Genomic DNA, 13,356 nt, shown 5'->3' with positions numbered 1-13,356 from the left:
GGTTACCCACGCGTTACTCACCCGTCCGCCGCTCTTTACCGAAGTAAATCGCTCGACTTGCATGTGTTAGGCACGCCGCCAGCGTTCATCCTGAGCCAGGATCAAACTCTCAAATAAAAATTCACTACGTTCATTTCGTCAACATCTTTACCTTCATATTCATTCAGGTAAATCCCGTTACTCAAATCCTGTTGTGGTTTGACATGGGCTCAGATACTATTATATATCTGGCTTTGTTTGGTTGTTTCGAATAATTCTTTATAAGAATTAATTTTATAAATTAACCTACTGTTTAATTTTCAAAGTTCATTTTTGTCCTTCTCTTTCGGACAAGTATTACTATATCATCGATTTAAAATAATAGCAATACTTTTTTTATATTTTTTATTTATTTTTATTATGTTGAGTATTATCTAATGATATCTTGCTTAAAACTTCCATAATATTAGGTTTAAATTTTATTCTTTTTGTTAATAAAATTAATAACATAAATATTATGTGTAAGGAGGTATAAAATTATGCGTAAAATAATTATTTATTTTTCACTATTTATAACAATATCACTTTGTCTTACGGGTTGTACTTTATTTGACAAAGTAAAAGAAACCTCTTTTTTTAATAGTGAACAATCAAACTCTAATAATAAATTCCCAAAACAAGAAACTTCTAATAACAATAATACTAATAATGATACTTCTCTTGATAGAGATTCTAGTATAAATAATAATCCAACAAATAAAAGTACTACTACAGATTACAGCAACAAAGATAATGAAATTACTAGTTGGTTCTATATACCAAATGACACTCACACTACTCCTGCAATAAACCCTAAACTAACTTATGACTTATCAAATTACAATGCTATTTATAATGGGCCAGTTAATGAAACTACTAAAACACTATATCTAACTTTTGATGAAGGCTATGAAAATGGCTATACTTCAAAAATATTGGATGTTCTTAAAGAAAAGAATGTAAAAGCAGTATTCTTTGTTACTTCTTATTATTTAGAAAAAAATCCTGATCTTGTTAAGAGAATGGTTGATGAAGGCCATATAGTAGGAAATCATAGTAAAACTCATTCCTCTATGCCAACATTGACATCTGATATTACTAAATTCAAAGAAGAGTTTTCTGATGTTGAATCTAAATATAAAGAAATTACCGGATTAGATATGAAAAAATTTTTCCGACCTCCCATGGGATATTACTCTGAAAGAAGTTTAGCTATGACTAATGATTTAGGTTATAAAACAGTATTTTGGAGTTTTGCCTATGATGATTGGGATCCAGAAAAGCAACCAGAGATCAACTATGCAAAACATAAGATTCTAGATAACCTACATAATGGTTCAATTTTACTTTTACATGCAGTTTCAAAAACTAATACTGAAATTTTAGGTGAAATTATAGACTCTGCTAGAAATGCTGGTTATGAGTTTAAATTGCTCAATTAAAAATTATTTTTACATAAAAAAATAACTATCTTACTTAACATATTCCTTTTTTTAGTATAAGATTAATATTAGACACTAATAATTATAATCACCTTAGGTAATCTTAATCTTGGAGGGATATTATGGAACTAAAAGGAAGTAAAACTGAAAAGAATTTATTAGCTGCATTTGCAGGAGAGTCTCAAGCAAGAACTAAATATACTTACTATGCCTCAAAAGCAAAAAAAGAAGGATACAATCAAATAGCAGCTATTTTCGAAGAAACTGCTAATAATGAAAAAGAACATGCTAAAATATGGTTCAAACTACTTCATGATGGTATACCATCTACTCCAGAAAACTTAAAAGATGCCGCTTCTGGTGAAAACTATGAGTGGACAGATATGTATGCAACTTTCGCGAAAGAAGCAGAAGAAGAAGGTTTCACTAAAATAGCTTACTTATTTAAAGCTGTTGGCGAAATTGAAAAAGAACATGAAGAAAGATATCTTAAACTTCTTGAAAACTTAGAAAATGAAGTTATATTTGAAAAATCAGAGGAAGTTGCTTGGCATTGTCAAAACTGTGGCCATATACATTATGGTAAAAAAGCTCCAAAAGTATGTCCAGTATGCGACCATCCTCAATCATATTTCCAAGTAAGAGCAGAAAACTATAAATAAAAAAATAGGGTTATCTTTAATTCAGATCAAATAATACTGAATATAGATAGCCCTATTTTAATTATAGAAATATTAATCTATTATTTAATTATTCCATTTACTATGTTATCTGCCATTATTTGATATGCCTGACTTCCTTTAGATATGAATTTATCCATATCTATTTGGTCTAAGAAGCATCCTTCTACTAATATTGCTGGCATTTGAGTATTTTTAAGTACATATAAATGACTTCCATCTTTTGCACCTCTGTTTTTGAAGCTAAATGAGTTAGCTATGTTGTTAGTTACATTTGTTGCTAATGACTTTGAACCTGCTACTGTTGAGTAATAAACTTCAGTTCCATTTGCTCCTTTATCTCCACTATTGAAATGTATAGATACAAACTTATCTACCTCATTTGCATTTGCAGCCTGTGCTCTTAATTTTAACTCATCTGATTGTGAGTAAGATCCTGTTGGTTTTGTTTCAACAACGTTGTATCCTAAGCTTCTTAACTTATACACAACTTTTTTACCAACTTCTCTTATTAAATAGTCTTCATCATATATTCCATTTACAGCTCCTCTTAATACTGGTCTAGCTACATTGTGCCCTAAGTCAACTGCAATAGTTTCTTTTACCATATGATTTACACTATCTGATACTACAACTCTTATTTCTATATCTGATATTGCTTTATTTACTTTTATTTCTCCTGATATATCTCCATCTTTAACCCAATTTTGCCAACCTTGGTTTGCTACCTTTACTCTATAGAATATATGATAATTAGATGGGGCATTTTTTAAATTTATTTTTACTCCTTCTATAGTTGAGCTCGATAATGCTGCTCCATTAGATGCAGTTTTCCAACTACCACTTCCATATATGCTGTACTCTACATCAAAATCTTCGTTAGATTTTATAGATAATGATTTTAGACCTTCACTTACATCTTTTTTCATTGTTAGCATATTTTGATACTTATCATATTCAGAATTCATTACTTCTGTATTAACTGGTGCATCTACATAGGTTGGCGTTGATGTTGGTATCGGTAATGGCTGTTGAGTTGTACTAGATCCATTATCAATTTTTATGTAGCTTGCACTAACCCAACCAGTAGTTCCATCAGATAGTTTTATCTTATACCAACCATCGTTACTACTTAATATTGTTACTTTAGTATTTTTAGTTATTTGTGTTACAACAGAATAAGATACACCAGCTCCACTTCTTACATTTAATACATCTGTTGTTACTATTCCTATTTCATTAGATTCTTCAGTAGAGTTATCATTAGAATCATTCTCAGTATTTCCACCACTTGTATTGTTATTTGATCCACTTCCATTATTATTTGACCCACTACTTGAATCTCCGCCTGATGTACTTCCTGAGTTAGAACTTGTAGTTATTTTTATGTAGTCTGCACTTACCCATCCTGTTTTTGAACTTGATAATTCTATCTTGTGCCATCCATTACTTGTTTGAAGGATTTTTACTGTATCACCTTTTTTTAATGTTCCTATTTTTGAATATGATGTTCCTGCTCCACTTCTTATATTTAATACATCAGTTGTTACTGTTCCAGTTTTCTTCGTTGTTGATGTTGATCCACTACTTGAACTTCCGCCTGACGTACTTCCTGAGTTAGAACTTGTAGTTATTTTTATGTAGTCTGCACTTACCCATCCTGTTTTTGAACCTGATAATTCTATCTTGTGCCATCCTTTACTTGTTTGAAGAATTTTTACTGTAGCACCCTTTTTTAATGTTCCTATTTTTGAATATGATGTTCCTGCTCCACTTCTTATATTTAATACATCAGTTGTTACTGTTCCAGTTTTCTTTGTTGTTGATGTTGATCCACTACTTGAACTTCCGCCTGATGTACTTCCTGAGTTAGAACTCGTAGTTATTTTTATGTAGTCTGCACTTACCCATCCTGTTTTTGAACCTGATAATTCTATCTTGTGCCATCCTTTACTTGTTTGAAGAATTTTTACTGTAGCACCCTTTTTTAATGTTCCTATTTTTGAATATGATGTTCCTGCTCCGCTTCTTATATTTAATACATCAGTTGTTACTGTTCCAGTTTTCTTCGTTGTTGATGTTGATCCACTACTTGAACTAACTTCCGAAAGATAATCTTTGCTAGAATACCCTAATTGATTGTTATATTTTATTTTTGCCCACTTGCCATCATATGAAACTACTTCAACCTTAGTATTTTTCTTTATTGTAGTTATTATTTTATTACTTGTACTAGGACCAGTTCTAAAGTTTAAATTTGCTGTTGTCATTGCATACTTAGTCGCTGCATCAGCTATATTTGTAAATGCCATAGCTGCTGTTAATACTCCAGCACCTAATAAAGCTCTCAATCTCTTATTATTCATACTTCCTCCCATTTTCATTTTTTCTATATTTATAATTATTGATTTTATAATATGTCTACATTATAGGAAAATAGGAGGAATTTATCAAGCCAATTAGAAATTTAAGATTTTTCCTTATATTTTGTAAATTAAATAATGAACACTGCAACTATTGTCGTCACAACAAATCCAATCATTATTGGCTTAAAGTTTCTTTTTGCTAAATCTACTGGGCTAACTCCACAAATCGCTGCAGCTGATATTAATCCCCAAGGAACTAAACATCCTCCACCAACCCATATTCCAGCAATTTGACCTAAAGCACAAAGTGCTCCAACACTTGCATTTACAGCTGTTCCAAATACAGATGCCAATGAACCTACCAATGATATTCCTGAGAATCCAGAACCATCAAGTCCTGTAATTGCACCTACTACAGTTTGTATACTTGCTACTGCTAGTTTATTTAATGGTACTGCTTGAGATAATGCTATACCCATATCAGATAATAATCCTTGAGATCCAGCTGGTAATACTTCTCCTAGTACAGAAGTTATTGGTGCTACTTCACCCATATAGAAGAAAGCTGCTATTGGGATTATTGCTCCAAATATTTTTATCCCAAATACAAATCCATCTATAACATTCTTACAAACTGAGTCTAAACAATCTTTTTTATGATTCATAGCATTAATAATTACAATTAAAAGAAGTGCTGTTCCACCTAATAGTGCTGTTGCATCTCCACCTTTTAAATTTAAAGCGTACATAGCAGCTATATCTAATGCAAAACCTATTAACACTAATAAAGTAGCTATTTTAGCTTTTTTGTTAAAAGATTTTATTTCTACATGTTCAACTTGCTTTAACTCTTCTTTAAACATACCTTTTTTCAGGTCTCTTCTTAGATAATAAAAAGCTGCTGCTATAGTAACTATCCCCATTACCCAAAATAGTGGCATACCTTCACTTATAACTTGAGCAGCTTCTATTCCTGCTGCCCCACCTGTTATTGCTGGTGCACCTTGAATAACAAAGTCTGTTGACAAAGCTAAACCATGACCAAATAAATTAAGGGCCATAGCAACACCTATTGCAGGTAATCCTACTTCCATAGCTACTGGTAAGAATATTGCTCCTACTAATGCAACTGCTGGTGTTGGCCAGAAGAACCATGATAATAAGAACATTACAATCCCAACTACAAAGAATGCTGTTGTTGGAGTTTTTATAATCTTAGAAAAAGGTTTTATCATATAGTTAATAGCATTATTGTCTTCTAGGGCTTTAGATAATGCAACCATTACGGATATAATAAGAATTACTGGTGCAAGTTCATTTAAAGAAACTATAAGAGCATTGAATACTGCATTCGTTGCTTGAGGTATACTTTGAGTGTAAAATAATCCTAGGCAGAATATACCTAATATACATGGTACTATTACATCCTTTTTCATAATCATTATAATCAGGATGGCTAGCATAAATAAAATGTAAATATAATGAGCTCCTGTCAAAACCATATACTAAAATCCCCTTTACATTTAAGATATTAGTATTATATGGTTTTGTCTTATCTCATGTTACATTCAAAAATATGTAAGTAAAATATTTTTTATATATTTTTTATATATTTTATTATGAAAATATCATAAAAGCTAAAACTATAAAAAAGCTATGCTTATTATTAAATATATTTATAGTTAAATTTTTGTAAAAACATATCTTTATTATAAATATTTGGTATAATCTTCTTTGTTATAAAAGAAGTTCTGGAGGTGTACAATGTTTCAAGTAGAAGAACCTGAATATAAAAAAAATATTCTAAGACTTGCTTTATTCATAGGAGAGCTTATGTTATCTAATGGAGCAGAAACTTATAGAGTTGAAGATACAATCAAAAGAATTTGTAAATCTAGAGGTTTTAACCATGTAAATGTCTTTACTACTCCTACAGTGGTAATTATCTCAGATGATAGATTTGATGGATATAGCTTTATGAAAACTATTAATCGTAGGGCAATAAATCTAGGGAGAATTGCATTGATAAATGATTTTTCTAGAGATTTTGTAAAAAATCCAAATATGACTGTTAAAGAATCTATGGATAGATTAAAGCAAATTGCATCTTTTAAAGCTTATCCAACATGGATTAATTATATGTTTACGGGAATAGGATCTGCATCATTCGCTTACTTAGTCGGTGGAAATTCTCCATTTGATTTTATATTAACATTTATGGTATCAATGGTTGCACAATTTGTTTATGATCAATTAATAAAAATCAGCTATATACCAAGCTTTTGTTGTTTAGTTGCATCAATTTTAATGGCTGGTTCTGGAGTTATACTTACAGAGATGGGATTCTTATCTACTCCTAAAATGCTTATAGTTGGTTCTATAATGCCTTTACTACCAGGGGTTCCATTTATTAAAGGTGTTCGTGATCTAATTGCAGGAGACTTAATGTCTGGTGTTGTTAGATTCTTTGATGCCACTATTATTTTTATATCAATAGCAGCCGGGGTCGGATTCGTTCTTGAGTTTTGGTTTAGAGTAGGAGGTAGATTATAATGGTCGATTTACCAATTTATTTAAATTTTACATTTGCATTTTTGGCTACGGTTGGATTTGCTGTATACTTTAGTGCACCAAAAGTTTCTCTAATTCCATCTGGAATAATCGGAGGTTTAGGATGGCTACTGTATATATTCCTATTTAAATGGAATGATAATGCTGTCATTTCAACATTCTTTGCTGCAGGATTTGTTGCCTTTTTAGGCGAAGTTTTAGCAAGAAAATTAAAAAATCCTGCTACAGTATTTACTATACCAGGTATATTACCTCTTGCTCCTGGGGTAGGAATTTATAATACAATGCTTTATATGGTTCAAAAAGAATTTGAATTAGGTTTTTCAAAAGGTGTCGATACATTATCTATTAGTGCAGCAATCGCCCTTGGTATTTTAGTAGTAACTTCTATTACTAATACTTATAATATTTTAAATAGAAGAAGATTATTAAAGAAATTAGAATTAATACACGGTCCTTTTAACATAAATAAAAAAGACAGTTAAAAAGGTTGAGATACCATATTGGGTTTCTCAACCTTTTTATGAGTTCAAAGGGGATGTTAATTCATATATAACATCCTCCCTATCTAAACCCCTACTTCTCAAAGTTTTTATCTAATGCTTCTTTTAGCTTTTCTGCCTTCTCAGCAGTTATTATATTTTCTTTAACCATATTATTTATCTCTTCATTTCTTTTTTGTTTCATCTCAGCTTTTCTAGCTTCCATTTGAGATTTTTGATATGCTTCAATTTTTTTCACATCAGCTTCTGTTAACACTCCAGATTCTTGAAGCTCCTTTAAAGTTGATTCAAATTTTTCTTTTCCTCTGTGTCTATGTTCTGGTTGTTGTGTTATGCTAGCCTGAGTTGAACTAGCATTTTCCGCTGATACATAAGTAGTGATTATATCATTATTAGCTTGATTTAAACTATTCTTACCATAAACCCCTTCTTTAAATATACCAATTGTAAGAACTACAAGAGCAACTACTGACATAAAAACTATTTTTCTTTTACTATACATATAAAATACCTCCTTATGATTGTAAAAACTATTTACATTTAATAGTTACTCTTAGATTTCCCTTTAAACTTAATTTAAACTTAACTATTTCGAATTTTATAAATAATTTCAAAAAAAATCTACTATATCAGTTAAAACTGAAATAGTAGATTTTTTATTTTCACTATTATAGATACTATGTATATTTATTTATCTAAGATATTTGTAATAACAGGTATAAATTTTCTACTCTCACGGAATTTATTATCATTTCTTTTTAAAATTACATATGAAATTAACATCATTAAAATTCCAATTAATCCGCTTATTACTTCCACCCCTACACCTTGTATTTCTATTAACTTATCTAATACAAAGTAACTTGACATAGTTCCTAACATTAAAAAAACTAATGGCACTATATATGCAAGAGCAGTTGCCTTTAATACATTCATATTATCCATATTCACTTCTACATGGTCGCCTATATTTGCACCAATTGTATTATCAACCTCTACTAATATCTCCTTAGTTTCAGAAGATAATGTTTGGCATTTTCCACAAGATGCACAAGCTGAATGTCTTTGCATTTTTAGTTTAGCTGTTTTTTCATCAACAATCTCTATTATATACCCCTGTTGATTCATCTTTCTTCCCCCTATTTCGTAAACTTACTTATTGTATCCATAAGTTCTTGTATTGTTTGTTCTGTTACTTCCATGTCATCATGTTTTATACTTTCTGTAACACATCCCTTTATGTGATTTTCAAGTATAATTGAACCTACTTTATTTATAGCAGATCTTATGGCTGATATTTGTACTAGTATATCTACACAATATCTTTCTTCTTCCACCATTTTCTGTATCCCTTTTACTTGTCCTTCTATCCTTTTAAGTCTTTTTATAAGAGCATCTTTATCATTAGACTGTTGCAGTTTTTTTTCCATATTGTCCACTCCTTATTAAGTGATTATATTTTATTATATCATATTTTTGTAAATCTATTTTGCTCAAAGTAAAAATTCACTTCACTTAGTCCACTGCTAGGCAAAGAAATTCATGTCGCCAATGACTACATCAGTTGCTCAAGTTTAATAGTTGGTATTATAAAAAGCACTAAATCATTTTTCCATTAGTGCTTTTATTTTTATTATATTAACTTTATTTGCTCTATAGGCATTGGCTTGTTATATAAATATCCTTGTACATATAATCTTTCATTGTATATACTTTTAATCAATTCATTTTGAGATTTATCTTCTACACCTTCTATAATTAATGCTTTACCATTTCTCTTCGCTATTTTAGACATAAACATTATAATCTCTTCTTTTATATTACAATCACATACATCATCTATAAAATACTTATCCAACTTTATAACATCAAAATCTAACTTCTTTAATACATCTAAATTAGAATATTCTACACCAAAATCATCAATTGCTATCTTAAATCCTGCATCTTTTAGTCTTTTAATAGATTTATTTAATCTCTCTAAATTTTCCATCTTGACTCTTTCAGTTATTTCAAGACATATTCTTTTACTTTCTATATTTGATTTTAATAATATATCTATAGCTTTATCAACAAATTCTTCATCTTCTATTTCATTTAATGATACATTCATAGATATATATATGTTATTATTTATATTTTCATAGCTATTAATAATTTGATAATCACTAGTAATTTTATTTAATATCCATATAGATAATTCAACTAACATATTATTATCTTCTATTTCAGAAATAAATCTATAGGGTGGTATAATATCTCCATTCTTACCTTTAAGTCTTATTAAAGCTTCAAACCCTACAATACTATTATTCTTTGGATTGTATATAGGTTGATAATGTAAAAAGTAATTATTATTATTCATTCTATTTCTTACTTTACTTTTAATACTTTTCAATTTAATTTTAGGCATTATTATAAATATACATACCATTCCAAATGTAATAATTAACATAATAGACATTGCTATATATCTTATATATTCATATTTATCTACGGGATTAAAATATTTATTCTGTAATTCTACTATAGGATTATTATCCTTTTGTAAATTTTTTCCTATTAATTCATCCAAATAATCTATTATATAAGCTTTATTTTTATTTGCACCTATGTAAACTTGATCTGATGTAAATCCATATACTAAATTGTAACCTGTGTCAATTCCAGCATCAGCCATTATCAAATCTACCTTACCTTCTTTTAGTAAATCATCTAAGTTATGAAACTTCTTATCAAATATAGGCTCTACATCTATATTCTTAAATTCAAAATAATTCAATAACCATTCACTACTAACACTTTCTTCTACTAAACCAATTCTCAATCCGTTAAACTTTTCTAAGTCACCATATTGGATATCTTTATCAGTATAAATACCATGCTTTTCTATAGCAATCCTATTTTTATTAAATAAAATTTTTTCTTTTCTATCAGGAGTAATAGTTAAGCCCAACATTATATCTATTTCTCCATCTTCAAGCTGGTTTAGTCCATCACTAAAATCACATACCACATACTCATATTTAAAGTTTCCTTGTTTTTGTAGCAAATTTAATAATTCAGAATAATATCCTTTTACTTCACCATCTTTTCCGATATAGCTATAAGGCCTATATTCATATATGCCGACTTTTATAATTTCATCTTGTCCTATATTTTCTGCATAAGGATTAATAGAAACCATGTTTATAATAATCATTATCAGAGTTAAATATCTAAGTTTCATATAATCCCCTTTAATAAAATACATTTTTTTACAAATTTTTACATATCTCTAGACTTAAATTGTAAACTATATCTTATTTGTTTTCAAGAAAATTATAATTTCATTTCTATAAAAATATAGACCTAATATCTATTACAAGACATTAGGTCTATATTTTTATATATTAGTTTTTTGAATTTAATTTATTCTTATTACATTCTCTACAGTTCCCAGTACACTCATCTACCATTTCTAAGCACTGAGTAAAAGCTGCTTTACTATTATTTTTATGTCTTATTATAGGAATATTCCTCTTTTTAGCTTGTTCTTCTACCGATATAACCATCTTATGTGATACTACTGATGTAAATATAACTATCGCGTCCGGATCTCCTACACATTTTTTAACTTTAGAAGACATATTCAAAAACACTTTGGCTTTATAACCTTTCTCTTTAGCTAGTGATATGTAATCCTTTTTCATTCTTTCATTTCCGCCTACTACTACTAAAGTCACAGTATCATCCCCTTTTGCAGTATAATTAATAATAATTCTCATTATTAATTATACTGCAAAAAAAACCTCAAAGCAATATAATACTTTAAGGTTTTATACTATTTTTCCATTTTTATTTAGCATCTCTACGAATAATTCCACCAATTGAGGATCAAATGCCTTACCTGAGTCAGCTAGTAAACTGGCTATTGCCGAATCTTTAACTTTTTCACTTATATACGTTTCAGTAGATATCATGGAATCAAAACTATCTACTATAGCTAAAACTCTCGCTAAATATGGTATTTCTTCTGCCTTTAATCCTTCTGGATACCCCTTACCATCATACCTTTCATGATGATATTTAACCATAGGAATAAATGGCTTTAAACACTCTATCTCCTTAATAATAATTTCCCCATTCATAGAATGACTTTTAAATGCTTCAAATTCTTCAGAATTCAAATTGTTTCTTTTATTTAATACTTCTTTAGATATATCAAACTTACCAATATCATGTAAGTAAGCTCCTATTTGTAAGTCTATCTGTTCTTTTGGACTTAACCTCAAATATCCTCCAAAATATTTACAATATTTAACTACTCTTTCTACATGACCATAAGTATACTTATCTTTTTGATTAATCATTCTCATTAATTTTTTTAAATTATCAAGAACTTCTTTATTAACCTGATTATTTTCATATAGCTCGTCTAATATACTATGATAATGTTCTACCCTATTCCTATTAAATGCTTTGGCTTTGTAAAGAGCATGGTCCGCAGTACTAATAAGATCGTATTTACTATTTGCTACCTTAGGATATGTCGATACACCTATAGACATAGTTAAATTTTTATTTGGTTGTGATTCTTGACCTTTAAAATAAGATTCTTCAATTTTCTTTCTTATTCTTTCACCTACTCTAATAGCATGTTGTTGGCCTGTATTCGGAAGGATTACTGCAAATTCTTCTCCACCATACCTAGATACTATATCCCCATTTCTAATACATGCCTTTAATATATCCCCAACTTCTCTTAATAGTAAATCCCCTGCTTGATGACCATGTGTGTCATTATAATGCTTGAAATAATCTATATCCATAAATAATAGTGATACTTCTGTGTTATCATTACATTCTTCAATTAACCTAGTTAAAGCATCTTGAAAATACCTATGATTATGGATTCCTGTTAGTTCATCCATATTAGCAACTTTCTTTAATTCTTTAAAGTATTGTCTTTCAGTATCTACATACATACCAAGTACAATTGATATTATGAATAATACAGCAGTTAATACTATATCTTTTTCTAAATAAATAACAGATGCCTCAGCTGACGGTTTATTAAATAAAAGATCTATTGCCATTATAATTGAAGAATAACAAATAGATACACCAACACTATATTTTTGTCCAAATTGTATCGCACCTATTATTACTGCTAAAATACTAAGGATTTTATAGTCGCTAGTCTGAAGTCCAGTAGCTGATATCACTAAAACAAATATAATCATAAGTACAAAACTTTCAATATAATCTCTAGTTTTAGACTTTTCATATACCCTATCTTTACTATAATTTGAAGACCATGATAAATAATAATTCATCATAATCGCAATTATACATGCAATAGCACTTATCATATATATATTATCTTTAACTTGAAACGAAGTTGATTTTATAGTGCTAAATGTTGATATTAATGCTAGCACTATATACATTATTTTCAAGATAATTATCAATTTAAATACATTTTCATATCTTTTATTATCATATTCTTGCCTTTTATTTTTATCGTACACTTGCTTAGAATTTTCCATGTCATATCACCTAAATATATTATAACATTCTACTCAATAAAAGCCATAAGGAAATAAACACCTTATGGCTTTTATTCATATTACTCTTCTCTTAAAGATTTTGGCATTTCTGGCTCAAAAAATATAAGTGAACAATATGTAGACACTCCTGATGCTAAGTTTGAAATCATTTCAGCTATTGAATCGAATAAAAAGTTCATGACTTTACCTCCATTTAAATTTATTATAAAATATTTAAAATTTTA

13 protein-coding genes and 1 rRNA gene are annotated in these 13,356 nt (G+C 29.1%); 4 read left to right on the top strand and 10 right to left on the bottom strand.

Annotated elements, in window-relative coordinates; translation table 11 throughout:
• Positions 1–117: ribosomal RNA gene (locus tag H8923_RS12590) — 16S ribosomal RNA — on the bottom strand; the annotation flags it as partial.
• Between the two features lie 401 nt (positions 118–518).
• Here H8923_RS12590 and pdaA point away from each other — a divergent pair.
• Positions 519–1,460 (top strand): delta-lactam-biosynthetic de-N-acetylase, encoded by a 942-nt coding sequence (gene pdaA, locus H8923_RS12585; RefSeq protein ID WP_153973190.1) that lies wholly within the window; start codon positions 519–521, stop codon positions 1,458–1,460.
• Between the two features lie 122 nt (positions 1,461–1,582).
• Positions 1,583–2,122, top strand: coding sequence for a rubrerythrin (gene rbr, locus H8923_RS12580; protein ID WP_153973189.1), 540 nt, complete (start codon positions 1,583–1,585; stop codon positions 2,120–2,122).
• A gap of 80 nt (positions 2,123–2,202) precedes the next feature.
• Here rbr and H8923_RS12575 read toward each other — a convergent pair whose 3' ends face one another.
• Entirely contained in the window at positions 2,203–4,506 is a 2,304-nt protein-coding gene (locus H8923_RS12575) for an SH3 domain-containing protein (RefSeq protein WP_187127941.1), read from the bottom strand.
• Positions 4,507–4,634: 128 nt separating this feature from the next.
• Complete coding sequence (locus H8923_RS12570; protein WP_153971804.1) at positions 4,635–6,008, bottom strand: hypothetical protein; 1,374 nt, start codon at positions 6,006–6,008, stop codon at positions 4,635–4,637.
• A 262-nt stretch (positions 6,009–6,270) separates the two neighbouring features.
• On the opposite strand from H8923_RS12570, the gene H8923_RS12565 reads away from it, so the two are divergent.
• Both H8923_RS12565 and H8923_RS12560 read left to right on the top strand, forming a co-directional pair.
• On the top strand, positions 6,271–7,059 hold the full coding sequence (locus tag H8923_RS12565; RefSeq protein WP_153971805.1) for a threonine/serine exporter family protein: 789 nt from the start codon (positions 6,271–6,273) through the stop codon (positions 7,057–7,059).
• The gene (locus H8923_RS12560; protein WP_153971806.1) at positions 7,059–7,562 is read left to right on the top strand and encodes a threonine/serine exporter family protein; all 504 of its coding nucleotides are present in this window, start codon (positions 7,059–7,061) and stop codon (positions 7,560–7,562) included. The genes H8923_RS12565 and H8923_RS12560 overlap by 1 nt, the downstream gene beginning before the upstream one ends.
• Positions 7,563–7,653: 91 nt before the next feature.
• Here the strand turns inward: H8923_RS12560 and H8923_RS12555 are convergent, their stop codons facing one another.
• The 7 genes from H8923_RS12555 to H8923_RS12525 all read right to left on the bottom strand — a co-directional run bounded on the left by H8923_RS12555 (position 7,654) and on the right by H8923_RS12525 (position 13,311).
• On the bottom strand, positions 7,654–8,082 hold the full coding sequence (locus H8923_RS12555; RefSeq protein ID WP_153971807.1) for a hypothetical protein: 429 nt from the start codon (positions 8,080–8,082) through the stop codon (positions 7,654–7,656).
• Between the two features lie 185 nt (positions 8,083–8,267).
• Complete coding sequence (locus H8923_RS12550; RefSeq protein WP_153971808.1) at positions 8,268–8,708, bottom strand: SoxR reducing system RseC family protein; 441 nt, start codon at positions 8,706–8,708, stop codon at positions 8,268–8,270.
• 11 nt (positions 8,709–8,719) lie between these two features.
• Positions 8,720–9,010 (bottom strand): metal-sensitive transcriptional regulator, encoded by a 291-nt coding sequence (locus H8923_RS12545; protein WP_153971809.1) that lies wholly within the window; start codon positions 9,008–9,010, stop codon positions 8,720–8,722.
• Positions 9,011–9,213: 203 nt separating this feature from the next.
• Positions 9,214–10,809 carry an EAL domain-containing protein gene (locus tag H8923_RS12540; RefSeq protein ID WP_172976724.1) on the bottom strand — a complete coding sequence of 532 codons (1,596 nt, stop codon included), beginning with the start codon at positions 10,807–10,809 and terminating at the stop codon, positions 9,214–9,216.
• A gap of 163 nt (positions 10,810–10,972) precedes the next feature.
• A complete protein-coding gene (locus H8923_RS12535; protein ID WP_187127940.1) occupies positions 10,973–11,305 on the bottom strand; it encodes a DUF2325 domain-containing protein in 333 nt (110 codons plus the stop codon).
• 93 nt (positions 11,306–11,398) lie between these two features.
• Positions 11,399–13,111: a bifunctional diguanylate cyclase/phosphohydrolase gene (locus tag H8923_RS12530; RefSeq protein ID WP_153971812.1), complete on the bottom strand. Its 1,713-nt coding sequence runs from the start codon at positions 13,109–13,111 to the stop codon at positions 11,399–11,401.
• Positions 13,112–13,191: 80 nt separating this feature from the next.
• Positions 13,192–13,311, bottom strand: a complete 120-nt coding sequence (locus H8923_RS12525) for a cyclic lactone autoinducer peptide (protein ID WP_147542362.1) — start codon at positions 13,309–13,311, stop codon at positions 13,192–13,194.
• Positions 13,312–13,356: the final 45 nt, after the last annotated feature.

The organism is Romboutsia faecis (genome assembly GCF_014323405.1).
Taxonomy (GTDB): domain Bacteria; phylum Bacillota; class Clostridia; order Peptostreptococcales; family Peptostreptococcaceae; genus Romboutsia_E; species Romboutsia_E faecis.
Note: the sequence above shows the minus strand (reverse complement) of the source record. Positions and strands in the feature narration are given on the sequence as shown.